This is a genomic window from Xanthomonas sontii, from assembly GCF_040529055.1.
Taxonomy (GTDB): domain Bacteria; phylum Pseudomonadota; class Gammaproteobacteria; order Xanthomonadales; family Xanthomonadaceae; genus Xanthomonas_A; species Xanthomonas_A sontii.
Genome location: NZ_CP132342.1, coordinates 577,078 through 601,135 on the forward strand (window position 1 = coordinate 577,078; position 24,058 = coordinate 601,135).

A 24,058-nucleotide genomic window follows, 5' to 3' on the forward strand; every position below is an offset into this window, starting at 1 on the left:
TTGAGCGTGTCCCGCGATCGCGGGTTTCCGTTTCCCTCACCTCTGGAATTTCCTCATGTCGACTCCGACACGTCGGCCGCCGCGCGCGGCCGGGCGGGTCGTCGCCGTGCTGCTGGGCCTGGCCCCGGCCGCGCTGGCGATGGCGCAGACCGCCCCTTCGTACGACACCTTGCTGCAACGTCTCGATCAACTGCCCGGCAACCGCGTCGGCGCGGCGCTGACCGAGGCCGCCGATGCGCGCGCCGAACAGGCGCGGGCGCTGCCCAACCCGTCGCTGTCCTGGTCCACCGAAAACGCCTGGGGCAGCGGCACTTATGCGGGCACCGACCGGGCCGAAACCTCGCTGACCCTGTCGCAACCGCTGGAACTGTGGGGCCAACGCGGCGCGCGCATCCGCGCGGCCCGCGCCGACGCCGACGCTGCGGCCCTGCGCGGCACGCAGAGCCGCAGCGAGGCCGCCGGCGAGGTGGCCTCGGCCTACGCGCTGGCCGAAAGCGCGCTGCGCCGCTACGCGCTGGCCGAGGAAGCGCTGGGCCTGATCCGCGACGATGCGGCCGCCGTCGAGGCGATGGTCGCGCAGGGCCGCGAGCCGCGACTGCGCGCGGTGCAGGCGCGCAGCGAAGTGGCCGATGCCACCGCGGCGCTGGATGAAGCGCAGGCGTTCCGCGACGCGGCGCTTGCGCGCCTGGCGGCGATCGCCCTGCTGGAGACGCCGGTGCAGTCCCTCGATGGCAGCCTGCTCGACCGCACGCCGCCGCCGCCGCGCGCGACCGAGGCGGCAGCGCTGCCAGTGCGCATCGCCGCTGCGGAAGCCGAAGCTGCTGATCGCCAGGTCGAGGTGGAGCGCAAGCGTGCCCTGCCCGAGCTGAGCCTGACCGCCGCGCAGACGCGGTTCCGCGAAGACCGCGCCCACGCCTACACGCTCGGCGTCAGCCTCAGCCTGCCGCTGTTCGATCGCAACCGCGGCGGCATCCGTGCCGCCAGCGCCGAACGGCGCGCGGCGGAGGCACGACTGGAGCGACAACGTCGCACCAGCGCCGCCGACCGCGTGTCCGCGCTGGCCACGCTGAAGGCCGCCGGCAGCCGCACACGCGCCGCCGACGACGGCGTGGCGGCGGCGCAGGAGGCTTACCGCCTGGCCCGCATCGGCGTCGACGCCGGTCGCATCACGCAACTGGAACTGCGCAGCACCCGCGCTGCGCTCATCGCCGCGCGCGGCATTGCCGTGGACGCGCGCCTGGCGCGCGTCGCGGCGGAAATCGAACTGGCCCGCCTGGAAGGGCGCGCGCCGTTCATGGAGGCCCAATGAACCTGTCCCGTCCGATCTTCCTTGCCGCCAGCCTGCTGCTGGCACTCCTGCCGGGCGCCTGCGCCGGCGACAGGCAGGCCGCCCCGGCGGCCGATGACGCCCACGACCATGGCGCCGAGGGCAAGGACGCAGCCCACGCACCGGTGGCCAAGACCGATGCCACTGTCCACGCGGATGCCGAAACCGACGACGTGGTGCGGCTGACGCCGCAACAGATCGCCGCCTCCGGCCTGGACGTGGTCGCGGTCGGCCGCGGCGGCGGCGCCTCGGTGCGCCTGGCCGGGCGGGTCGAACCGGCGGTGGGCGCGCGCGCCTCGGTCGCCTCGACGGTGACCGGCCGGGTCGAGCGCGTGCTGGTCGCGCCAGGCGACGCGGTGCAGGCGCAGCAGCCGCTGGCCATCGTGGTCAGCGGCGAGGCCGCGGTGTTCCGCGCCAATGCGCTGGCGGCCGCGGCCGAGGCCAAGGCCGCCGGCTTGGCGCATGCCCGCGACCGCGCCCTGGTCGAACAGGGCGTGGTCGCCCGCCAGGAGCTGGAAACCTCGCACGCGCGGGCGCTGGCGGCGCGGGCGCAGGCTGCCGCCGCGCAGGCGCAGGCCGCGGCCAGCGGCGCCCCCGATGCCAGCGGCCGCGTGCGCATCGTCAGCCCGTTGGCCGGCATCGTCGGCAACGTGCAGGTCACGCCCGGCAGCGTGGTCGCCGCCGGCAGCGTGGTGGCCGAGGTCGCCGATCCGGCGATGAACGAGCTGGTGTTCAGCGCGCCGCCGGCGCTGGCGGCGCAGGTCGCGCCCGGCATGGCGCTGGAGGTGCGCGGGACGGGCGGCAGCTTCGCCGCCCGGGTCACGGCGGCGGCGGCCGACCTGCGCCAGCAGGGCGGTGCCGCGGTGATCCGCGCGATGCCGGTCGCTGCGCCCCTGCCGGCGGCCGGCTCGCCGGTCTCGGCGGTGCTGGTCGCCGACGGCCAGGACAGCGCGCTCAGCGTCCCCGCCGATGCGGTGCAGACCGTCGAGGGCCGCAACGCGGTGTTCGTGGCGGTCGCGGGCGGCTTCAAGGCGCAGCCGGTGCTGGTCGGGCGGCGCGCCGGCGACCGCATCGAGATCCTCGGCGGACTGCGCGGCGACGAACGCATCGTCGGCGCCAACGCCTTCCTGCTCAAGGCCGAACTGGTCAAGGGCGACGCCGACCACGGCCACTGAGGAGGCGACCATGTTCAAGCTGATCATCGACACCGCCGTGCGCCACCGCTGGCTGGTGGTGGCGCTGGCCGCGCTGCTCGCCGTCGTGGGCCTGTTCCAGTTGAGCAGGCTGCCGATCGACGCGGTACCGGACATCACCAACCGCCAGGTGCAGCTCAACACGGTGGCGCCGGCCCTGACCCCGGAGCAGATCGAACGGCAGGTGACCTACCCGCTGGAAACCGCGCTGGCCGGCATTCCCGGCCTGACCGCCACCCGCTCGCTGTCGCGCAACGGCTTTTCGCAGGTCACCGCGATCTTCACCGATGCGACCGACGTCTACTTCGCCCGCCAGCAGGTGGCCGAACGCATCCGCGCGGCCGTGGACGACCTGCCGGAGGGAGCATCGCCGCAACTGTCGCCGGTCACCACCGGCCTGGGCGAGGTGCTGATGTGGACGGTGGACTTCACCGCGTTCGATCCGTCCCGACTGGCCCCGCCGGGCGCGGCGGGCTGGCAGGCCGGGGAGGTCTATCGCACGCCGGAAGGCGAACTGCTGCGCACGCCGCAGGAGCGCGCCACCTATCTGCGCACCGTGCAGGACTGGATCATCGCGCCGCAGATGCGTTCCAGCCCCGGCCTGGCCGGCGTCGACACGGTCGGCGGCTACGTCAAGGAATACGGGGTGCATCCGGACACGGCGCGGCTGGCCGCGCACGGCCTGGGCCTGGCCGACCTGGTCACCGCCCTGCAGCGCGCCAACGTGCAGGCCGGCGCAGGCTTCGTGCAGCGTGCCGGCGAAGGCCTGGTGGTGCGCGCAGACGGCCTGGCCCTGAGCGCCGACGATCTGGCGCAGGCGCCGGTGGCCACCCGCAACGGCATCGTGGTGCGCGTGGCCGACGTGGCCGAGGTCGCCTCCGGTCGCGCCCCGCGCCTGGGCGCGGCCAGCCGCAGCGGCCACGAGGCGGTGCTGGGGACCGCGCTGATGCTCGCCGGCGGCAACAGCCGCACTGTGGCGCAAGCCGCGGCCGCGCGGCTGGCGCAGGTGAACGCGTCGCTGCCGCCTGACATCGTGGCGGCGCCGGTGCTGGACCGCAGCGTGCTGGTCAACGCGACCATCAGGACCGTGGCCAGGAACCTCACCGAGGGCGCGCTGCTGGTGGTGGTGATCCTGTTCCTGCTGCTGGGCAACCTGCGTGCGGCCGCGATCACCGCGCTGGTGATTCCCTTGTCGTTCCTGTTCGCGGTGATCGGCATGCACCGCTTCGGCATCAGCGGCAACCTGATGAGCCTGGGCGCGCTGGACTTCGGCATCCTGGTGGACGGGGCGGTGATCGTGATCGAAGCGACCCTGCTGTTGCTCGGCCAGCGCCGCGCCGCGCTGGGCCGTGCGTTGACCACCGCCGAGCGCCTGGGCGTGGCCGCCGAGGCGGCGCGCAAGATGGCGCGGCCGGCGGCCTTCGGCCAGTTGATCATCCTGCTGGTGTTCGCGCCGATCCTCACCCTGGAAGGCGTGGAGGGCAAGACGTTCCAGCCGATGGCGGCCACCTTCATGCTGGCCCTGGTCGGTGCGTTCCTGTTTTCCTTCACCTTCGTGCCGGCGATGGCCGCGCTGCTGGTGCGCGAGCCGACGCTGCCGGACGACGCGGCGCATGCGACCGACGACGCGCACGAAACATGGCTGCTCCGCGCGCTGCGCACGCGCATCGCGCCGGTGATCCGCACCGCCGTCGCGCATCCGCGTACGGTCGCCGCCGGTGCGGTGGCGATGCTGCTGGCGGGCGTCGGCGCGTTCGCGATGCTGGGCCGCGAATTCATGCCGACGCTGGACGAAGGCAACGTGGCGATGCAGGCCCTGCGCGTGCCGTCCACCTCGCTGGAACAGTCGCTGGCGATGCAGCTGGCGCTGGAAAAGGCCATCGCCGCGCAGCCGGAAGTGGCAACGGTGTTCTCGCGGACCGGCACCGCCGAGGCGGCGATCGACCCGATGCCGACCAACATCTCCGACAGCGTCATCGTGCTCAAGCCGCGCAAGAACTGGCCCGATCCGGCGCTGGACAAGGAGCGACTGGTGGCCCGCCTGGAGGCGCTGGCGGGACAGCAGCTCGGCAACAGCTTCGAGTTCAGCCAACCGATCGAATTGCGCTTCAACGAACTGATCTCCGGCGTGCGCACCGACCTGGCGGTGATGATCTTCGGCGACGACTTCGGCCAGTTGCAGAAGGTGGCCGAGCAGATCGCGTCGACGCTGCGCGCGGTGGAGGGCGCGGCCGACGTGCGGGTGGAGCAGATCTCCGGCCTGCCCACGCTGGATGTAAGCATCGACCACACGGCGGCGGCGCAGGTCGGGCTGAGCGCGGCGGATGTGAGCGACGCGCTGGCCACCGGCATCGGCGGCCGCGCCGCCGGCAAGATCTTCGAGGGCGACCGCCGCTTCAACGTGGTGGTGCGGATGGACGATGCCGCGCGCAACGATCCGGATCAGTTGGCCGCGCTGCCGATCGCCACGCCGACCGGACAGGTGATCCCGCTGTCGTCGGTGGCGCGCATCGCCGTCAGCGAAGGGCCGAACCAGATCAGCCGCGACAACGGCAGCCGCCGCGTGGTGGTGCAGGCCAACGTGCGCGGCCGCGACCTGGGCGGCTTCGTCGGCGCGGCGCAGGCCGCGGTGGCCGACGTGCCGTTGCCGCCGGGTGCCTACCTGGCCTGGGGCGGCCAGTTCGAGAACCTGCAGCGTGCCGAGCGGCGGCTGGCGACCGTGGTGCCGGTGGTGTTCCTGCTGATCGGCGGCCTGCTGTTCATGGCCCTGCGCAGCGTCAAGGAAGCGGTGCTGGTGTTCAGTTGCGTGCCGCTGGCGCTGGTCGGCGGCCTGCTGGCCCTGCTGCTGCGCGGCATGCCGTTCTCGGTGTCGGCCGCGGTGGGCTTCATCGCCGTCTCCGGCGTGGCCACCTTGAACGGCCTGGTGCTGATGCAGGCGATCCGCGAGCGCCTGGAGGCCGGCGACCTGCCGCTGCAGGCGGCGATCGACGGCGCGGGCAGCCGCATCCGCGCGGTGTTGACCACCGCGCTGGTCGCGATCGTCGGCTTCATTCCGATGGCGATCGCCAGCGGCTCCGGTGCGGAGGTGCAGAAACCGCTGGCGACGGTGGTGATCGGCGGGCTGATCACCACCACCGCGCTGACATTGCTGGTTTTGCCGACGTTTGCCGCACGCGTGGCCGGGCCGCGCGTGGCGGGCTGATCCGGCACGGGCCGGCGCGCTTCTCGCGGGAAGCGGCGCCGGCCTGCGCGGCAGCGATCAGGCCTTCTTCTTGCGCGCGGCGATGTAGGCGCGGATCTGCTGCTGCAGCACCGGCAGCGGCACCGAGCCCTGCTGCAGCACCGCGTCGTGGAAGGACTTGATGTCGAAGTCCGGGCCGAGTTCGCGCTCGGCCTCGGCGCGCAGGTCGAGGATGGTCAGTTCGCCGAGCTTGTAGCTCAGCGCCTGGCCCGGCCAGGAGATGTAGCGGTCGACCTCGGTGGTGACCTCGTGCTCGCTGAGCGCGGTGCGCTCGCGCAGGTAGGCCTGCGCCTGCGCGCGGGTCCAGCCCTTGTGGTGCACGCCGGTGTCGATCACCAGGCGGCAGGCGCGCCACATCTCGTAGCTGAGCCGGCCGAAGTCCTCGTACGGCGTGGCGTAGATGCCCATCTCCTTGCCCAGCTTCTCGGTGTACAGCGCCCAGCCCTCGCCGTAGGCGGAGATATAGTTCTCGCGGCGGAACGCCGGCTGCGCGCCCTGCTCCTCGGCCAGCGCGCCCTGCAGCGAATGGCCCGGCGAAGACTCGTGCAGGGTCAGCGCCGGCAGGTTGTAGAGCGGCCGCGACGGCAGGTCGTAGGTGTTGAGCCAGTAGGTGCCGACGCCGCCGCGGCCGGCGGTCCAGAACGGAGCGATGTCCGCCGGCACCGGCACGATGGTGAAGCGCCCGCGCGGCAGCGTGCCGATGAACTTGCCGACCTCCCCGTCCACGCGCTTGGCGATCCACGCGGCGCGATCGAGCAGTTCCTGCGGCGTCTTCACGTAGAACTGCGGATCGGTGCGCAGGAACTGCAGGAATGCCGGGAAGGTCTTCTGCCCGGCCGGCGCGTGAAAGCCGACCTGCTGGATGATCGCGTCCATCTCCTTCTGGATCCGCGCCACTTCGCGCAGGCCGAGCTGATGGATCTGCTCGGGGTCCATGTCCAGCGTAGTGTACTCGCGGATCTGCTGCCGGTAGTAGGCCTTGCCGTCGGGCAGGGCTTCGGCCGCCAGCGTGGTGCGCGCCTGCGGCATGTACTCCTGGCGATAGAAGGTCAGCAGCTGCGCGTAGGCAGGGATCACCTTGTCGCGCAGCGTCGCCTGCGCCTGCGCGCGCAGCTGCGCCTGCTCGGCGGCGGGAATCTGCGCCGGCATCTGCTTGAACGGCGTGTACAGCACCGCGGCGGTCGGATCCTTCAGTTCGGCCACGGTGGCGATGGCGCCATCGCGGCCGTCGAGCACCGCGCGCGGCACGCTGAAGCCGCGCTTGAGCCCGGCGCGCATGTTGTCGGTCTGCTGCGCGAAGTAGCGCGGCACGTCCTCCAGCCGCGCGATGTAGGCGCGGTACTCGTCGGGCGTGCGCAGCGTGCGCCGGGCCATGAACGCCAGGTCCGACCAGAACGCGCTGTCGGAATTGAACGGCATCTCGTAGGCGCGCAGGCGCACCGACGCGGCCAGGTTCTCCACCTGCGGCCGGTACACCGCCAGGTTGACCTGGTTCTCGGGCGAAAGCTGGGCCGCATCGAGCGTGTCCAGCTGCCGCAGCACGTCCTCCCACACCTTCAGGCGCGCCGCCTGCGACGCCGCGCCGACGTCGGGCAGATGGCGGTTGTCGACACTGCTGTCGCTGTCCTCGTCGGCCTGGCCGAGCTGCGCCTGGCGCCAGGCCCACTCCTTCTCGTAGATGGCCTGGAAGCGCGCATCGGCGGCACTGGCATTGGCCGTGGCCGGTGTTGCACTGGACGCTGTCGACGCCGGCGGTGCGGCCAGTGCGGGTGTGGCCACGGCGAACGCGATCAGCAGGGAAATGGCCAGCGGGGTCTTGGCGAGCATGGGCATGGACGGCACACGACGGGAACGGATCGTCGATGATCGCATCACCGCCCGGCCTGGCGGGTGGGCCGGAAGTCCTGTGTGGGGCGATGCAGGGAACGGAAACGCACCTCGCAGCGGTTGTACCGGGCTGCAACTCAGGAACTGCATCGCTGGCCTAGCTATAGCTGTAGCTCTGGTTGGCTGCCGCTGCCGCTGCCGCTGCGCAGGATGGCTTCCCATTGTGGGAGGGACTTCAGTCCCGACGCGCGGTCGCTCCGCCTGCGACAGCATCCAGCAGCAACTGCAGCCATTGCAGCGGTCGCAGGCCTGCTGGTGCCGACATCGACCATGCGACCGCAATCCTCACCGTCGGTCTGCGCGGCATCACGCCGTCGCACCTGCACCCGAGCAAGATGCCGCGCACGGCGCGGTGGCGGCCGGGCACAGCCAAACCGCATCCCAGTACGGGTAGTCGCCGACGCGGCGCACCAGACCGGCGCGCAACGGGGTGGCGACGAGGTAGCGCGCTGCCGGCAGCAACTGCCGCGCGTCGCGCAGTGCACGATCATGAAACCCCTCCATCCACACGGCGCCGCCGCGGCCCCGCGCATGATTGGCCGCCCTGGCGGCGCGGCCCTTGGCATCGCGCACGACGGTTGGCAGAGCAGCGCCGCGCTCGAGCATGACCAGCCCATGCCAGTGATCGGGCATCAGCACCCAGCACAGAAGCTGCGCGCCGGCCCAGGTATCGGCATGGCCCAGGCAGGACGCGGCTGCCCATGCGCAGCGCCAGTCCTCGAACAGGCGCTGGCGCTGCCAGGTCACTGTGGTGACCAGATAGATGCGTCCGGTCTCGCTCCAGCGCCCGGCACGCAGCGCGCGGTAACCTCGGGGAATTCTGCTGTGCATGACGCCAGGGTTGCAGGGCGGATCATGCGGGACCATCGGGGATCGACCGGTACAGGCGTGGGGAAACTCACAGGCTTGGCGTCAGAAAGCCGGTGCTCGCTGCTGTGTGAAGCTGAGGGCGGCACTACCGAGACCTGGAAGATTCACGCGTCGGGACTGAAGTCCCTCCCACATGTGGAGCCTTGGCGTCATCGGCGGCAATGACGGTAGAACCACTGAGGTGTGGAAGATGCCCGCGTCGGGACTGAAGTCCCTCCCACAGTGGCGGGTCGCGATCGGGGAGTGTTACGCGCCGCCTGCGATCATGCGCCGCCTGCAATCGCGCGCAGCGGCACCGCGCTCAATGCGTCGCGCGGTCGCGGTGCCAGCCGCGGTGCTTGATGTCCAGGTACAGGCTGTAGAAGGCGGTGAAGGCGGGGAACAGGTTCTGCAGCACACCCACCGAGTCCTGCTTGGCCGAGAACATGAAGTAGCTCAGCGTCATCAGGCTGCCGACCACGCTCATGTACCAGAACAGACGCGGGATCACCGGCTTGCCGGCGCGCTTGGAGGCGACGAACTGCACCAGCCAGCGGCCGCCGAACATCAGCGCGCCGACGTAGCCGATCAGCTTCCAGCCGGTAACGTGCAGCCCGGTCCAGTACAGCGCCTGGATCGGTTCGTTGAGGAAATGCGCGTCCATCTCAGCGCTCCTGCACCGCGGTGCGGCGGCTGCGCGCGATCAGCCAGGCCACGCCGCGCAGGTCGCGGATGCCGACCAGGGCGCGGTTGAGGTTGTTGTACTTGGACACGCCCGAGGTGCGGTGGCGGTGATTGACCGGCACGCTCAGGGTCTGCCAGCCGGCGCGCTGCATCAGCGCGGGCAGGTAGCGGTGCATGTGGTCGAAGTACGGCAGGTCCAGGAATGCCTCGCGCTCGAACAGCTTGATGCCGCAGCCGGTGTCCGGGGTGTCGTCGCGCAGCATGCGCGCGCGAATCGCGTTGGCCCACTTGGACGCCCAGCGCTTGCTGCCCGAATCCTGCCGCGACACCCGCCAGCCGGCGAACAGCTTGACCAGCGGCTCGGCTGCCTGGCGCGCGGCCAGCAGCTTGGGGATGTCGGCCGGATCGTTCTGGCCGTCGCCGTCCAGGGTGGCGATCCACAGCCCGCGCGCGGCCTTGACGCCGTTGCGCACCGCGGTGCTCTGCCCGCTCTGGCTGACATGGTGCAGCACGCGCAGCTCCGGCGTGGACGCCTTCAGCCCTTCGAGCACCGCCAGGGTGTCGTCGCGCGAATGGTCGTCGACATAGACGATCTCGAAATCGATCGTGCCGCGCAGCGCGGCGACGATCTCGGCGACCAGCGGCGGCACGTTGTCGCGCTCGTTGAACACCGGGACGACGACGGAAAGGGAAAGCTGGCTCATGGATTCGGCAGGGCTGGGCGCGGGGGCGCGTGGGGGAAAAGCGGGGCATTGTGCCGCGGACCAATGGATCCGCGCATGAAGCGTCAGGCGGCGGCGCCGAAATACTCCCGGCACCAAGCCACCACCTGCGGCAGGCCGACCTCGATCGGGGTGCTCGGATCGAAGCCGAACGCGGCCTGGGCCCGCGCAGTATCGGCCATCGTCTCGATCATGTCGCCCGGCTGCATCGGCCGATACTGTTTCTCGGCGCTGCGCCCGGCGGCGTCCTCGATCACCGCGATGAAGCGCTCCAGTTCCACCGGAGTGTGATTGCCGAGGTTGAACACGCGATGCGGCACCGGCTCGCTGGAGGGGTGATCGAGCGCGCCGAGCACGCCGGCGACGATGTCGGCGACGAAGGTGAAGTCGCGGCGCATGCGGCCGTGGTTGAACACCTCGATCGGGCGCCCGGCCAGCACCGCGCGGCTGAACAGCAGCGGCGCCATGTCCGGACGGCCCCAGGGGCCGTACACGGTGAAGAAGCGCAGCCCGGTGGCGCGCAGGCCGTACAGCTGCGCGTAGGTATGGGCCATCAGCTCGTTGGCGGCCTTGGTCGCCGCGTACAGCGAGCGCGGCTGGTCGATGCGCTGGTCCTCGGAGAACGGCGGCGTCGCCGAATCGCCGTACACCGAGCTGCTGGAGGCATAGACCAGATGCTCCACGCCGCGGTGCCGGCACAGCTCCAGCATGTTGACGAAGCCGACCAGGTTGCTGTCGACGTAGGCATAGGGGTTCTGCAGCGAATAGCGCACCCCGGCCTGCGCGGCCAGGTGCACCACGCGGGTCGGCTGCACCTCGTCGAACAGCGCGGCCAGGCCGTCGCGGTCGGTCAGGTCCAGGGTGCGGATGTCCGCGTTCGCGCACAGCGCGGCGACGCGGTCGCGCTTGAGCTGCGGGTCGTAGTAGTCGTTGTAGTTGTCCAGGCCCACCACCAGTTGCCCGGCGGCGCGCAGCGCACGGACGGTGTGGGCACCGATGAAGCCGGCGGCGCCGGTGACGAGGATGGGCATGGCGAAAGTCCTGGAAAGCGTGGAACAGCGTGCGCGGTGTGTGGATCGGAACGGCAGGTCAGAACAGCCCGAAGCGCTTGCGGGCGACATTGGGCCGGGCGGGATCGATCACGTCCTGCAGGCCCTTGGCGTCGAAGCGGTCCATCAGCGCCTCGGCGCCCTTCTTCAGCTTGAGCGCCATTTCTTCCGGATACAGCGGCACCAGGGTCATGAACACGATGGTCTTGTCGGCATCGACGACCAGTTCCCCAAACGCCTCGGGCGTGCTCACCGGCGGCAGCACGATCGCCCCGTCGAAGCCGACGCCGGGCGCGTACGGTTCGGCCGGGTGACCGTTGGGCACGGTGTGGCCGAAGCCCAGCCAGGTATCGTACTTGTGCGGCAGCCGCGCCAGGGTCTTGAGCAGGCGCAGCGGCCAGTAATGGCGCTCATCCTGGAAATCTTCGTACTCGATCGGCCAGTCGGGCGGCAGGGTCAGCATCAGCTCCATGAAGCGCGGTGCCCCCACGCCCTCGGGCACGGCCATCGGCAGGTCGCTCATCCCCGAGGTGACCAGCCGCAGATACGGCACCTCGTCGGTGGCGGGCACCACATGCACATCCAGATGCACGGTGTCGGAGATGATCTCGTGCAGCACGCCGGCGACCGGCCCCAGGTGGCGTTCGATGTGCGCGCCGATCTGCTCCAGGCAGGACTCGCCGCTCGCCAGAGCGAACGGTTTTTCCTCGCGGTGGTGCAGGATCGGGCTGCCGCCCGGGCTGATCTGCGTGTCCTCGTTGCTCATGCAATGCTCCGGTTGCTGGCCAGCGCCGCGGCGCGCGGCCTCAGCGCAGGGTCAGCGGCGCGTCCTTGGCCAGCGCCGCCTTGCGCTCCTTGCTGAATTCCCACCACGGGCGCGGCGTCTCGCCCTGCATGAAGCGCACGATCGACAGGAACACGTCGATCACGCAGTGGTCGTGCATCACCCCGGTGCGCAGACACAGCTGTGCGTACATGTCGTAGGGATCGCGGCCCTGCAGATGCGCCGGCACGCGGATGCCGATCAGGCGCAGGTCCTTCTCGCAGGCCGGCCCGACGTTGGGCAGGTCGGTCAGGCGCAGCAGGTGGTGACGGTCGACCTTGCTGGGATGCATGGCGGGGACGGTCCTGGCGGACGCGGGCGGCGGCGCTCAGGCCTGCCGCGGGCGCAGTTTCTCGAGCACGCCGTCCAGCGTGTCCAGGTCGGTGTAGTGGATCACCAGCTTGCCCTTGCCGCCGCGGCCATGGGCGATGGACACCTTGGTGCCCAGCGACTCGGACAGCTCGGTTTCCAGCGAGGCGATGTCGGCCTGCGGCGCGGTGCGCGCCGGCTTGGCCTTGCGATTGCTCGGCACCTTGCCGGCGGCGAACTGCTGCGCACGGTGCTCGACCTCGCGCACCGACCAGCCCTGGTCGGCGGCATCGGAGGCCAGGCGACTGGCCAGCTCCGGCGACAGCGTCAGCAGCGCGCGCGCATGGCCCATCTCCAGGCGCCGCGCTTCCAGCAGCGCGCGGATCGCCGGCGGCAGTTCCAGCAGGCGCAGCAGGTTGGACACCGACGCGCGCGAGCGGCCCACCGCCTCGGCGGCCTCGGCATGGGTCAGCGAGAACTCGTCGATCAGCCGCTGCAGCGCCTGCGCCTCTTCCAGCGGGTTGAGATCCTCGCGCTGGATGTTCTCGATCAGCGCCATGGCGATGACGGTGCGATCGTCCAGCTCGCGCACCACCACCGGCACCTCGCTGAGGCCGGCCAGCTGCGAGGCGCGCCAGCGGCGTTCGCCGGCGACGATCTCGAAACTGCCCGGCGCCAATTCGCGGGCGACGATCGGCTGGATCACGCCCTGCGCCTTGATCGACTCGGCCAGCTCCTGCAGCTTGGCCTCGTCCATCTCCTGGCGCGGCTGGTACTTGCCCGGCTGCAGCTGCCCGACCGGCAGGCGGCGCAGGCTCTCGCCCGGCTGCAGCTCGGCGGTCGGCGCCGGCGCGGCCGCGCCCTTCGGCCCCAGCAGCGCTTCCAGGCCACGGCCGAGGCCGCGCTTCTTCGCTCCGAGGGCGGGGGGCTTGGCGCTCATCAGATGGTCTCCATGGCCGGCATCGGCCGATTGCGTTCGTTGCGGCGGCGCACGATCTCGCCGGCCAGTCCCAGGTAGGCGACGCCGCCGCGCGAGGTGCGGTCGTAGCCGACGATGCTCTGGCCATGGCTGGGCGCCTCGGCCAGGCGCACGTTGCGCGGCACGATGGTGCGGAACACCTTGTCGCCGAAGTGGTTGGTCAGTTCCGCCGATACCGCGTTGGCCAGGTTGTTGCGCACGTCGAACATGGTGCGCAGCACGCCTTCGATCTCCAGCGCCGGGTTCAGCTCGGCGCGCAGCGCCTCGATGGTCTCCAGCAGCGCGGTCAGCCCTTCCAGCGCGTAGTACTCGCACTGCATCGGCACGATCACCGAGTCGGCGGCGGTCAGCGCGTTCAGGGTCAGCAGCGACAGCGCCGGCGGGCAGTCGATCAGGATGAAGTCGTAGGCCTCGCGCAGCGGCGCCAATGCGGTCTTCAGCCGCTGCTCGCGCGCCGGCTGGTCCATCAGCTGGATCTCGGCGGCGGTGAGATCGATATTGCCCGGCAGCAGGTCGAAGCCTTCCGGCGCGGTCACCCGGATCTGTTCGGCGCTGCTCTCGCCGAGCAGCACGTCGCAGGTGGAGGCGGCCAGCTCGCGCTTGTCGATGCCGCTGCCCATCGTCGCATTGCCCTGCGAGTCCAGGTCCACCAGCAGCACGCGCTGCGACTGCCGCGCCAGCGACGCGGCCAGGTTGACCGCGGTGGTGGTCTTGCCGACGCCGCCCTTCTGGTTGGCGATGGCGATGATGCGGGCCATGCGGGAGCCTCGTCGGCGATGGGGTGGGACCGGGCATTATGCGGTCACAGCCCCCCCTGGCGGAAATCGGGGCCGGCCGCGGCCGCCGCTCAACCGCGCTCGACCACCACCAGGTGGCGGTCGGCGCCCAGGCCGGGGACCTGCAGCGGGTGCACCGTCGGCGCCACCCAACCCGGCGGCAGCGCGGCGATCTCCTCGTCCGGGCGCACGCCCTTCATCGCCAGCAGGCGCCCGCCCGGGCGCAGCAGGTGGCCGCCGACGGCGACGATGCCGGCCAGGGTGTCCAGCGCGCGCGCAGTCAGCAGGTCGTAGGCGCCGGCCTCGTCCAGCGCCTCGGCACGCGACTCGGCCACGCGCGCGTTGTCCAGGCGCAGCTGGCGCACCGCCTCGCGCAGGAACCGCGCCTTCTTGCCGTTGCTTTCGACCAGGGTCACCCGCAGCTGCGGCCGCGCGATCGCCAGCGGGATGCCGGGCAGCCCCGGGCCGGTGCCCAGGTCGGCCAGCGCGCCCTCCTGGGCGAACGGCTGCATCGCCAGCGAATCCAGCAGATGGCGGGTCACCATCTCGTGCGGGTCGCGGATCGCGGTCAGGTTGTAGGTACGGTTCCAGCGCGTCAGCAGCGCCAGGTAGGCCAGCAGCGGCGGCGCCAGCGCGGCCGCGTCCAGGCCTTGCGCGTGCAGGCCCTGTTCGAGCGCGACGCGGACGGAATCGGGAAGAGAGGCATCGGTCATCGGTGGATTATCGCAGGTGGCGCCGCTGCCCGAAGCGCGCTGCGCTAAGGCGTGGCCTCGACCGGCGCGTCCGCGCACCAGGCCAGCGCCGCCCGGTAGCCGGGCGCGGCCTCCCATTCGTGCAGGTGCCAGGCCTCAGCCGTGCCCAGGCCCGGGTCGCACCAGACCAGGCGCAGCGCGCCGCCGGCGTCCTCGGCGAAGCGCAGCCGGTGCAGGCCGAAGGCGATGCCGTGGCCATGCGCCTTGAGCAGCGCTTCCTTGGCGCACCACAGGCGGAAGAACAGCGCCTCGCGCGCCGGCGCCGCCAGCGCGGCCAGCAGTGCGACCTCGTCCGGGTGGAAGAAGCGCTGCGCCAGTTCCAGCAGGCGCGGCCGCGGCCGCTGGCGCTCGATGTCCACCCCCAGCCGCGCGTGCGCGGCCACCGCCACCAGCAGGTAGTCGCCGCTGTGGCTCCAACCGGTGTCCACGTGCGCCAGCGGTGCATGCAGGCCGGGCCGGCCGCGGGCGTCGCGGCGCAGCGGCAATTGCGCCGCCGGCACCGCCAGTTCGCCGGCCAGCAGTCGCCGCGCCTGCGCCTCGCCGGAGGTCCGCGGCGGATGCGGGCGCAGCCACAGCGCCACCGGGCCGAGGCGCCAGTCCGGCGGCTCGGCGCCGTCGGCCACGGGCAACATCGGCGCGCTCACGCCGCACCCACAAAGCGCAATGGCCGCTGCGCGGCGGGGCCGACGCTATACGGCCGCTTCACGGCGGCGCTCCTTAAATGACGCGCACCCCACCGCTCCTGGTGCGGGCCGAACCGAGGAGTCTGACGCATGGGCATCATCATCTGGTTGATCGTCGGCGGCATCGTGGGCTGGCTGGCCAGCATCATCATGCGCCGTGACGCACAGCAGGGCATCATCCTGAACATCGTGGTCGGCATCGTCGGCGCGCTGATCGCCGGCTGGCTGTTCGGCGGCGGCATCAACCAGGCGATCACCCTGTGGACGTTCCTGTACTCGTTGATCGGCGCCATCATCCTGCTGGCGATCGTCAACCTGTTCACCCGCGGCCGCGCGCGCTGACACAGCGCCCTCGCCGCTTGCGCAAACGCCCGGTTCGCCGGGCGTTTTGCGTTTGCGGCCGCGCTCACGGCGCAGCGCGGTCGGCCGGATGGCGCACGCCGTCCTCGACCGGCACCGCGATGGCCAGCGCATACGGGTCCACGCCCTCCAGGCAGCCGACGTTGTAGCCGTACAGGCTGGGATCGGAGCGGCGCCGATGATGCGTGTAGATCCCGCAGGTGCCGCAGAAATAATGCTGCGCGGTATGCGTGTGGAACTGGTACAGGCGCAGCGCCTGCTCGCCCTGGCGGACATGCAGGGCCGCCAGCGGCACCGAGGCGACGATGGCGCCGCGGCGCCGGCACAGCGAGCAGTTGCAGCGGCGCGGGTCGACGATGCCCTGCGGCAGCTCCAGGTCGATCTGCACCGCACCGCAGTGGCAGCTGAGCCGGTGCAGCGGCGCGATCGCGGTATCGCCGACCTTGTCGATGCAGCGGCGCACGTGGCGCTCGCTCATGCCGCCGGCTCCAGCTCGACCCAGGCCGGCGCGTGATCGCTGGGGCGGTCCCAGCTGCGCGGTTCGCGGTCGATGCCGGCACCGCGGGTGCGCGCCTTCAGCGCCTCGGACACCAGGGTCAGGTCGATGCGCAGCCCCAGGTCGCGGCGGAAGCCGGCCTGGCGGTAGTCCCACCAGCTGAAGATGCCGCCGTCGGCATGGTGCAGGCGGAAGCCGTCATGCAGGCCCAGGCCGAGCAGCTTGTGCAGGGCGCCGCGCTCGGCGGTGGAGGTGAGGATGTGGTTGTCGCTCCACACCAGCGGGTCGTGCACGTCGCGCGCGTCCGGGGCGATGTTGAAGTCGCCCAGCACCACCAGCCGCGGATGCCGCTGCAGCTCGTCGGCCAGCCAGGCGTGCACCGCCTCCAGCCAGCGCAGCTTGTAGGCGTACTTGTCGGTGCCCACGTCCTGGCCGTTGACCACGTACAGATTGACGATGCGCAGGTCGCCGATGGTGGCGGCGATGGCGCGCTTCTGCTCGTCCTCCAGGCCCGGCACGCCGATCTGCACGTCGCCGATCGGCAGGCGCGAGAGGATCGCCACGCCGTTGTAGGTCTTCTGCCCGGCGAACACGCTGCGGTAGCCGGCCTCGGCCAGCGCCGTGTCGGGAAACTTGTGGTCCTCCAGCTTGGTCTCCTGGATCCCGACCACGTCCGGCGCGAACGCGGCCAGCCACTGTTGCAGGTGCGGCAGGCGCACGTTGAGCGAGTTGACGTTCCAGCTGGCGATCTTCAAGGGAAATCCGGGACGGGGAAGCCGGCCGCTATTCTGACCGCAGCCGCCGCGGCGGCCAAACCGCGGGCACCAGCCCGTTCAGCGCCGCGCGCAGCACTGCGCGAACAGCGCCGGCGCCAGGCTCAGCGCCTGCTGGCGCTGCGCCTCGTTCAAGCCGTCGAGCAGTTCCTCGGCACCGAGCGCCTGTTCCGGCGGCGGGAACGGCCGCTCCGGCGCCTGCCGCGCGGCCAGTTGCCAGGCCGCGGCGTACGGCGGATCGGCCACCGCCAGCCAGGGCGCGCGCAGCAGTTGCGCCAATGCGTCGATCGACGTGCGGTCGCCGTGCAGCGCGCGGTCTTCCAGTTGCGTCACCACGTCCTCGGCATCGCGCTCGTCGGCGGCCGACAGCGGAGCGCGTTGCCCTTCCGCGTCGACGCTGCCGGCGCGCGCGACCAACTGCGCCACGCGCTGCGCCAGCAACTGGCGTTGCGCATCGGCATCGCCGCGCGCGGCCGCACTGCGCAGCATCGCCTCGATCTGCGCGGCATCGAGCCCGGCGACGCCGCGACAGGCCGCGAGACGTTGCCGTTCGGCCGCCCGGCGTGCCGCGGCGGCCGCGGCGTCCTCGGCGTCTGCGCCCGGCAGCACCGCCGGGCGGGACAGCGGCGCTTGCGCGCGTTGCCGGCAATCCAGCGCCAACAGCGCGGTGGCGGTCAGACGCTGCGCCTCGCTGGTGCCTGCAGCCAGCGCCGCATCGGGTGGCGTGGCCGCGGACATCGCCAAAAGCGACGGTGCTGCCGAGCGCGGTAGCGTCGTTGACTGCGCCGTGTTCGCGGCTGCGGCGGGCCCAGTCGTCGGCGGCATCAGCTTCGCCGCGAGCGCGACCATTCCCACGACCACCGCGCCGGCGAACCAACACAGCGGGCGCCGCATCGCCGCCATGCTCAGCGCGCCGCGGCCGCGTAGGCGTCGCGGTCGAACGCCATCGGCTGCGCCTGGCGCAGCCGCTGCATGGCGTCGGCCGCCGCCTGCTCGCGCAGTTGCAGGTCGATCTGCCCGCGCACCGCGTCGAAGCGCGCCGCGGTCTTCGCATCGAGCCGGATCAGGTGGTAGCCGTCGGGGCCGCGCACTGGCGCGGAGACCTGCTCCACCGCGAGCTGGCGGATCGGCGCGTCGAAGGCGTCGGCCAGGTAACGGCCGAAGGTCGGCGACAGCTGTCCGCCCTCGCCGGCGGTGGCGGCGTCGTCGGACTCGCGCATCGCCAGCGTGGCGAAATCGGCGCCGCCGTCGAGCTGGCGCTTGAGCGCTTCGGCGCGCTGCAGAGCCTGCGCCTCGGTCAGGGTGTGCCCGCTGCGCGGCCCGCCCTGCGGATGCAGCGCGACGAACAGATGGCGCAGGTGGTATTCGGTGTAGTCGTCCGGATGCGCGGCGAACTGCCGGCGCAGCATCGCCTCGTCGATGTGCGCGCCGGCGCTGAGCCGTGCCTGCGCGGCCTCGGCCAGGATCGCGTCGGCGGCGCGGCGCAGGCGCGCGGCCACCACCGGGTCGTCCTGCAGATGCTGTTGCCGGGCCTGGTCGAGCAGGATGGCGCGGTCGGCGAAGCGACGCACCACCGAGTCGTCGTCGATGCCGGCAGCGCCGCGCGTGGCGTCGCCGGCCAGGGCGCGGTACTCGCTGGCGGTGAACTGCTGCGCGCCGACGCGCAGTACCACCGGGTCGGCGGTGGCGGGCTCGGCGGCCGGCGCGGCCAGGGCGGCGAACGCGGCCAGCGCGCAGGCGGCCAAGGTGATGGACCTAGCCACGGCGGATTTGGCGAAAGACAGGGACATGCGCTTCTCCAGGAGAGGGCGGCGCGCGACGCAGAAGCGCCGCAGCCGCAAAAGGCGGCCGACCGCAGGCCGGCCGCCAGGACATGCAAGGACTCAGTCGTGCTTGCCGCGTGCCTTCAGGTACGCGATCGCCGCCTTCGGGTCGTCGGTGGTGATCAGGCTGAATGCCTCCTGGTTGACGATGAAGTTGAGATCGCCCCGGTTGTCGGCGGTGTCGCGGCCGCCGGAGTAGGAGAAGTACAGGTCCGACAGCTGATAGCAGCAGGCGCCGCTGTTCTGGTAGAACTTCCCGGCCAGCGGGCTGTCCGGAATCGCCTGGAACACGCCCACGCGCACGCCGCGCTCGCGCACGCGGTCGGCCTGGCCCTGCAGCAGGCCACCGAGCTGCTTGACGTTGATCTCCATCGCCTCCTTGGTATCGCTCCAGGCCGATATGGCGTTGTCGACATTGATCTTGGTCAGCATGTTGGTGGTGAACACCGGAATGCCGACCATGCTGGTGGTGTCGGCGCGGAACGCCGAGCGGCTCGGATACAGGGTGGCATTGACCTTGGCGGCGACGAAGTTGGACGCACCCACCGAGAACGCGGCGTCGGCCGCGCGCGACACCGCACGCACCGAGGCGGCGTCCTTGATGTCGAACACGATGGGCGTCTTCAGGCCATGCGCCTTGAAGTAGGAGAACAGGTCATCCACGCGCGGCACGTGGTAGCCGGTGGTGGTACGGCGGTCGGGGGTCAGCAGGAACAGGCCGCTGACCACCGACCACGGGGTCACGGTGATCGACGGGTTGTAGCCCTGGTTGCTCATCGGGTCGTACTTGGTTTCGCCGGCACGGCTGGTCCACACGTTGGTGGTGCGGCCGAGGTTCCAGTCGTGCAGCACCACCGGCACGCCGTCGCTGGTCATCTTGATGTCCAGTTCCACGCCGTCCATGCACTGGTCGTTGGCGAGCTGCAGCGAACCGCGCGAGTTTTCCGGCATGTCGGGGAAGTTGCCGTACTTGCCCCACAGACCGCGGTGGGCCAGCACGACGGTGTCGCCGCTGCTGTCGCCGAACAGGATGTTGCTCATCTTGGTGCCGACGGTGTCGTTGCAGTTGGCCATGGCCAGCTGCGGCACGACGGCCAGGACCGTCAGGGCGGCGAGCACGCGACAGGCGCGCGCCAGGGGCGAGGGAACGAATGCGATCTTCATTGGGCTGCGTCCGGTTCTGAAGGAAAGGGGGAGACACGGGGGACGAGCGCCGGTCAGGTCGACGCATGGCGGCATCTCGTGTGTTGCGCTCCACGCGGACGTCTCGCGCAGGAGCCTGAGCCGCCGTGATCGGCGGCGGCGTCGGGCGAGAACCTAATAACTTACTGTGAATTATTTATTTCCGGGCTGCGACCCCGTGCTGGACTGTGGACTACGCCGCGATTTGCTGCAGTCTGAGTCGCACTGCTTCCCGGTGACGGGGCTGCGGACACGGCCCAGGCGTGGACCACGCGTGCGAGGCCACGGGGCGTGGCGCCACATCGGAGGCTTCGCCGGTCGCGGCCGAGGCAGGCCTTGCAGGAGCGGCTTCAGCCGCGACGCTCTACCGGTAATGCTTCTTCGCGGCTGAAGCCGCGCCTGCACGCAGGCGCCCTATCGCCACGCCATGCACCCGCATCTGGACGTCGGCTATGCCCCGCTCACCGCACCAGGAACGAGAGCATGCGCGCGATCCGCGCGTACGGCGGCTTCAGCAGGTCGCTGCCGGCGCGGCGCGACTGCCACAGGATCGGCAGCGCCTTGCTGAAGGCGTCGAAGCCGGCGCGGCCGTGGTAGGCGCCCATGCCGCTGGGGCCGATGCCGCCGAAGGGCAGCGCGTTGGCGGCGAAATGCAGCAGGCTGTCGTTGACGGTGACCCCGCCGGCGATGGTGGCGTGCAGGATCGTCTCGATCCGCGCGCGGTCATGGCTGAAGGGATACAGCGCCAGCGGCCGGTCGCGGCTGTTGATCTCGGCGATGGCCGCGTCCAGGGAGCGGTAGCTGCGCACCGGCAGGATCGGGCCGAAGATCTCCTCCTGCATCAGCAGCGCGTCGTCGCCCGGCTGCAGCACCAGCGTGGGCACGATCAGCCGCTCGCGCTCGGCGCGTTCGCGCGACACCGTGGCCAGTTCGATGACCTCCAGGCCGCGCGCGCGGGCATCGTCCAGGTAGCCGCGCAGGCGCCGGTACTGACCCTCGTTGACGATGCGGGTGTAATCCTCGGCGCTGGCGAAATCGCCGTAGCGCGCCAGCACCTGCGCACGCAGCGCCTGTACCAGCGCCGCCTCGCGGCCGGCGTCGATCAGCACGTAGTCCGGGGCGATGCAGGTCTGCCCGGCGTTGAACCACTTGCCGGTGGCCAGGCGCGCGGCGGCCTGGTCCAGCGGGTAGTCGGCGCAGACGATGGCCGGCGACTTGCCGCCCAGTTCCAGGGTCAGCGGGGTCAGGTTGGGGGCGGCGGCGGCCATCACCTTGCGCCCGACCGCGGTGGAGCCGGTGAACACCAGGTGGTCCAGCGGCAGCGCGGCGAAGGCGGACGCCACCTCGGCACCGCCCAGCGCCACCGCCACCCGCTGCGGCGGGAACACCTCGGCCAGCAGCGACTGCAGGAACTGCGCGCTGCGCGGGGTGTGCTCGGAGGGTTTCAGGTAGACGTGGTTGCCGGCGGCGATGGCGGTGGCCAGCGGGATCAGCGCCAGGTTGACCGGGTAGTTCCACGGCGCGATCACCCCGACCACGCCGACCGGCACCGGCCGCACTTCCGCACGCGCCGGCCACAGCCGCCAGCCGGCGCCGACCCGCTGCGGGCGCATCCAGCGCTTCAGATGGCGCAGCAGGTGATCGATCTCGCCGAGCACGGTCATGCCGTCGGCGATCAGCGATTCGTGGCGCGAGCGGTGGCCGAAATCGGCGGCGATGGCATCGGCCATCTCCGGCAAACGCCGCTTCAACGCCGCGCGCAGCCGCAGCAAGTCCTCGCGGCGCTGCGCCCGCTCCGGCTTGGCCGCCTGCCAGGCCGCGCGCAGGCGCTGCAGGGTGACTGGCAAGGCGGCCAGTGGCGTGTCGGCGGAAGCGGCGTCGGCGTCGGAGATCGGCATGGGCGCACTATACGACGGCGGTTGCGACTGTCGTGCTTGCCCATGTGGATGGGCAGCATGCCGCCGCGATCTCGGATCCGACAGTCGGTCGCGTCGGGACTGAAGGGCACCTCTAAAAACCCCGCCTTTGGCATCATTGGTCTGGAGAACACGCCGAGGACGCCACGATGATCAGCCTGTTTGCCGGCCACGAACGCGAAGCCAAGCGGCAGCAGATCGGCGATCCTCTGGCTCTGCTGTCACGGCATATCGACTTTGCCGGGATTGCTCACGTCGTAGACGCGAAGCTGTCCTTGGGTACTGGCAAGCGCGGTGGCCGTCCGGCTTGGCCGACGCAGGTGATGATCAAGCTGCTGCTGTTGCAGCAGTTGTACAACCTCTCCGACGATGCGCTGGAGTACCAGGTGCTGGATCGGCGCAGCTTCCAGCAATTCCTCGGACTGGAACACAGCGGCAAGGTGCCCGACGCCAAGACGATCTGGGTGTGGCGCGAACGGCTCAAGACCAAGGATCTGATGGGCGACATCAGCGCGGCGATCGGTGAGCAATTGCAACGTGCCGGGTTCATTGCCCGCGGCGGTCAGATCATCGACGCCAGCATCGTCAGCGCTCCGATCCAGCGCAACACGCGCGAAGAGAACGCGCAGATCAAGCAGGGCGATGACGTCGGCCAGGACTGGAGCGATGCCAAGCGTGCGCAGAAGGATATGCAGGCACGTTGGACCAGGAAGCATGGGGTGGCGTTCTACGGCTACAAGCTGCACGCCAGCACGGACCGTCGCTGGGGCTTCATCCGCCGCTACGACGTGAGCGCGGCCAACGTGCACGACAGCCGTCACTTCGAGCAGGTGCTGGACCCGGACAACACCGGCCGCACGGTATGGGCCGATAGCGGGTATGCCGATGCAGCGCGGGAAGCAGACCTGAAAAGGCGTGGTTACCGCCCCGCGATCCAACATCAAGGGCATGCGCGCAAGCCCTTGAGCGAGGCAGCAAAGCGCCGGAACCGTCGAATTGCCAAGGATCGGGTGTTCGGCGAGCACCCGTTTGCGCGCTTGGCCCAACAAGGCGGCAAGTTCGTACGCTGCATCGGCTTGGCGCGGGCAAAGGTGGTGATCGGGCTGAAGGTCGCCAGCCATAACGTGATGCGGCTGGCACGGCTACAGGAGCGGGCCATGGCGCCAGCGTGATCGGCTGAGGTAGCCCAGCGGCCACCTCAGCCTCCCAACCACCACGATCAGGCGCCGCTCTGGTGCCGTTGCGACAGATGCTACCCCTGGCTCCAGGTCGTGGCAGGTTGTTCGAGGTGCCCTGAAGTCCCTCCCACAAGAGAGCAGCAGCGACCGGGCGAGATGATGCGGCATCCCGTCTCGGGACCGGCAACCCCCACCCTTCCGGGGTCGGGACTGAAGTCCCTCCCACAAGGGGCGCGCCGGCATCGCCGCGAACTGAAGTTTCCAGCTGTGGGAGGGACTTCAGTCCCGACCCGATGGCGCCAGGCACGCGAGCAGATGTGCTACAGCGCCGCCGGCTCTTCCAGCAACCATGCCTGCAATTGCGCCAGCGAGGCGACCTGGTGGTGCGGCACGATGCCCTCCGGCGCGGCGGCGCCGTGCGCATTGAACCAACAGGTGTGCAGGCCCGCGGCCAGGCCGCCGGCGATGTCCGCCTGCGGGTTGTCGCCGACCATCAGCACCTGCGCCGGCGGGGGGTCGCCGAGTTGCGCCAGCGCGTGCGCGAAGATCCCCGGGTGCGGCTTGGCCACGCCCACCACCTCGGAAATGGCGATGACTTCGAAGCGGTCGTGCAGCCCGGTACGCTGCAGGCGCGCGTTCTGCAGCGCGCCGAAGCCGTTGGTGACCAGGCCCAGGCGCGCGCGCCCACGCAAGGCGTCGAGCAGGTCCACCGCTCCGTCCAGCGGCGCACACAGCTCGGCCATCGCCGCCAGGAACGCCGTGTTCAAGGTCTCCGGCGCGGTCTGCAGGCGCTGCGCCCAGTCGGCGAAACGGCGCTGCTGCAATTGCAGCGCGGTGATCGCGCCGTTCTGGTACTGCACCCACAGCGGCCGGTTGCACGCCGTGTACTCGGCGAACTCGGCTTCGCCGAACTGCACGCCATAGCCGGCGAACATGCGCCGCAGGCCGGCGAAGGCGTCGAAGTGGAACAAGGTGTCGTCGGCGTCGAACAGGATCCAGCGATAGCGCATGCAGGCGACCGGTGCGGCAAGGGCCCGCCATGGTAGCCGCTGCCCG

Annotated in this window: 23 protein-coding genes; 5 read left to right on the plus strand and 18 right to left on the minus strand. The window is 71.0% G+C overall.

The annotated features are described in order from the left end of the window. Positions 1 to 55 precede the first annotated feature (55 nt). From RAB70_RS02570 to RAB70_RS02580, 3 genes are read left to right on the plus strand one after another with little or no spacing between them, the layout of a single operon-like run. The gene (locus RAB70_RS02570) at positions 56 to 1,309 is read left to right on the plus strand and encodes a TolC family protein (RefSeq protein ID WP_148828894.1); all 1,254 of its coding nucleotides are present in this window, start codon (positions 56 to 58) and stop codon (positions 1,307 to 1,309) included. Then, complete coding sequence (locus tag RAB70_RS02575; protein ID WP_148828895.1) at positions 1,306 to 2,502, plus strand: efflux RND transporter periplasmic adaptor subunit; 1,197 nt, start codon at positions 1,306 to 1,308, stop codon at positions 2,500 to 2,502. The genes RAB70_RS02570 and RAB70_RS02575 overlap by 4 nt, the downstream gene beginning before the upstream one ends. A 10-nt stretch (positions 2,503 to 2,512) precedes the next feature. Beyond that, positions 2,513 to 5,722 carry an efflux RND transporter permease subunit gene (locus tag RAB70_RS02580; protein WP_148828896.1) on the plus strand — a complete coding sequence of 1,070 codons (3,210 nt, stop codon included), beginning with the start codon at positions 2,513 to 2,515 and terminating at the stop codon, positions 5,720 to 5,722. Between the two features lie 57 nt (positions 5,723 to 5,779). On the opposite strand, the gene RAB70_RS02585 is transcribed toward RAB70_RS02580, so the two are convergent. The 11 genes from RAB70_RS02585 to RAB70_RS02635 all read right to left on the minus strand — a co-directional run bounded on the left by RAB70_RS02585 (position 5,780) and on the right by RAB70_RS02635 (position 15,223). Then, positions 5,780 to 7,588, minus strand: a complete 1,809-nt coding sequence (locus RAB70_RS02585; protein WP_148828903.1) for a DUF885 family protein — start codon at positions 7,586 to 7,588, stop codon at positions 5,780 to 5,782. Between the two features lie 366 nt (positions 7,589 to 7,954). Further along, positions 7,955 to 8,479, minus strand: a complete 525-nt coding sequence (locus RAB70_RS02590) for an REP-associated tyrosine transposase (protein WP_225851634.1) — start codon at positions 8,477 to 8,479, stop codon at positions 7,955 to 7,957. Between the two features lie 340 nt (positions 8,480 to 8,819). After that, entirely contained in the window at positions 8,820 to 9,161 is a 342-nt protein-coding gene (locus tag RAB70_RS02595) for a lipid-A-disaccharide synthase N-terminal domain-containing protein (protein WP_017913883.1), read from the minus strand. Position 9,162: 1 nt separating this feature from the next. After that, positions 9,163 to 9,885 carry a glycosyltransferase family 2 protein gene (locus RAB70_RS02600; protein ID WP_010342743.1) on the minus strand — a complete coding sequence of 241 codons (723 nt, stop codon included), beginning with the start codon at positions 9,883 to 9,885 and terminating at the stop codon, positions 9,163 to 9,165. Between the two features lie 83 nt (positions 9,886 to 9,968). After that, positions 9,969 to 10,934, minus strand: coding sequence for an NAD-dependent epimerase/dehydratase family protein (locus tag RAB70_RS02605; protein ID WP_043093828.1), 966 nt, complete (start codon positions 10,932 to 10,934; stop codon positions 9,969 to 9,971). Between the two features lie 58 nt (positions 10,935 to 10,992). Then, entirely contained in the window at positions 10,993 to 11,718 is a 726-nt protein-coding gene (locus RAB70_RS02610) for a suppressor of fused domain protein (RefSeq protein WP_148828897.1), read from the minus strand. Positions 11,719 to 11,758: 40 nt separating this feature from the next. Further along, a complete protein-coding gene (locus tag RAB70_RS02615; RefSeq protein ID WP_017917017.1) occupies positions 11,759 to 12,067 on the minus strand; it encodes a helix-hairpin-helix domain-containing protein in 309 nt (102 codons plus the stop codon). Between the two features lie 36 nt (positions 12,068 to 12,103). Next, positions 12,104 to 13,024, minus strand: a complete 921-nt coding sequence (locus tag RAB70_RS02620; RefSeq protein ID WP_017908742.1) for a ParB/RepB/Spo0J family partition protein — start codon at positions 13,022 to 13,024, stop codon at positions 12,104 to 12,106. Then, positions 13,024 to 13,821, minus strand: coding sequence for a ParA family protein (locus RAB70_RS02625; protein ID WP_017913880.1), 798 nt, complete (start codon positions 13,819 to 13,821; stop codon positions 13,024 to 13,026). Before RAB70_RS02625 ends, RAB70_RS02620 begins: the two co-directional genes overlap by 1 nt. An 89-nt stretch (positions 13,822 to 13,910) precedes the next feature. Continuing rightward, positions 13,911 to 14,552, minus strand: a complete 642-nt coding sequence (gene rsmG / locus RAB70_RS02630) for a 16S rRNA (guanine(527)-N(7))-methyltransferase RsmG (RefSeq protein ID WP_043093832.1) — start codon at positions 14,550 to 14,552, stop codon at positions 13,911 to 13,913. Between the two features lie 44 nt (positions 14,553 to 14,596). After that, entirely contained in the window at positions 14,597 to 15,223 is a 627-nt protein-coding gene (locus RAB70_RS02635; RefSeq protein WP_148828898.1) for a 4'-phosphopantetheinyl transferase superfamily protein, read from the minus strand. Positions 15,224 to 15,364: 141 nt separating this feature from the next. Here RAB70_RS02635 and RAB70_RS02640 point away from each other — a divergent pair, with 141 nt between their 5' ends. Next, the gene (locus tag RAB70_RS02640; RefSeq protein WP_017908994.1) at positions 15,365 to 15,616 is read left to right on the plus strand and encodes a GlsB/YeaQ/YmgE family stress response membrane protein; all 252 of its coding nucleotides are present in this window, start codon (positions 15,365 to 15,367) and stop codon (positions 15,614 to 15,616) included. A 64-nt stretch (positions 15,617 to 15,680) separates the two neighbouring features. Here the strand turns inward: RAB70_RS02640 and RAB70_RS02645 are convergent, their stop codons facing one another. The 6 genes from RAB70_RS02645 to RAB70_RS02670 form a co-directional block, all read right to left on the minus strand. Continuing rightward, positions 15,681 to 16,112, minus strand: coding sequence for a GFA family protein (locus RAB70_RS02645; RefSeq protein ID WP_017911661.1), 432 nt, complete (start codon positions 16,110 to 16,112; stop codon positions 15,681 to 15,683). Then, positions 16,109 to 16,885: an exodeoxyribonuclease III gene (xth, locus tag RAB70_RS02650; protein ID WP_017915013.1), complete on the minus strand. Its 777-nt coding sequence runs from the start codon at positions 16,883 to 16,885 to the stop codon at positions 16,109 to 16,111. The genes RAB70_RS02645 and xth overlap by 4 nt, the downstream gene beginning before the upstream one ends. Before the next feature lie 78 nt (positions 16,886 to 16,963). After that, positions 16,964 to 17,647: a hypothetical protein gene (locus tag RAB70_RS02655; protein ID WP_148828899.1), complete on the minus strand. Its 684-nt coding sequence runs from the start codon at positions 17,645 to 17,647 to the stop codon at positions 16,964 to 16,966. A 161-nt stretch (positions 17,648 to 17,808) separates the two neighbouring features. After that, positions 17,809 to 18,693 (minus strand): peptidylprolyl isomerase, encoded by an 885-nt coding sequence (locus RAB70_RS02660; RefSeq protein WP_148828900.1) that lies wholly within the window; start codon positions 18,691 to 18,693, stop codon positions 17,809 to 17,811. Between the two features lie 93 nt (positions 18,694 to 18,786). Continuing rightward, complete coding sequence (locus RAB70_RS02665) at positions 18,787 to 19,890, minus strand: glycerophosphodiester phosphodiesterase family protein (protein ID WP_017915595.1); 1,104 nt, start codon at positions 19,888 to 19,890, stop codon at positions 18,787 to 18,789. Positions 19,891 to 20,369: 479 nt separating this feature from the next. Then, positions 20,370 to 21,806 carry a coniferyl aldehyde dehydrogenase gene (locus tag RAB70_RS02670; RefSeq protein WP_148828901.1) on the minus strand — a complete coding sequence of 479 codons (1,437 nt, stop codon included), beginning with the start codon at positions 21,804 to 21,806 and terminating at the stop codon, positions 20,370 to 20,372. Between the two features lie 167 nt (positions 21,807 to 21,973). Here RAB70_RS02670 and RAB70_RS02675 point away from each other — a divergent pair, with 167 nt between their 5' ends. Continuing rightward, positions 21,974 to 22,996, plus strand: a complete 1,023-nt coding sequence (locus RAB70_RS02675; RefSeq protein WP_148829423.1) for an IS5 family transposase — start codon at positions 21,974 to 21,976, stop codon at positions 22,994 to 22,996. Positions 22,997 to 23,322: 326 nt separating this feature from the next. Here RAB70_RS02675 and yjjG read toward each other — a convergent pair whose 3' ends face one another. After that, positions 23,323 to 24,012 carry a pyrimidine 5'-nucleotidase gene (gene yjjG, locus RAB70_RS02680; RefSeq protein ID WP_148829617.1) on the minus strand — a complete coding sequence of 230 codons (690 nt, stop codon included), beginning with the start codon at positions 24,010 to 24,012 and terminating at the stop codon, positions 23,323 to 23,325. Between the last annotated feature and the right edge of the window lie 46 nt (positions 24,013 to 24,058).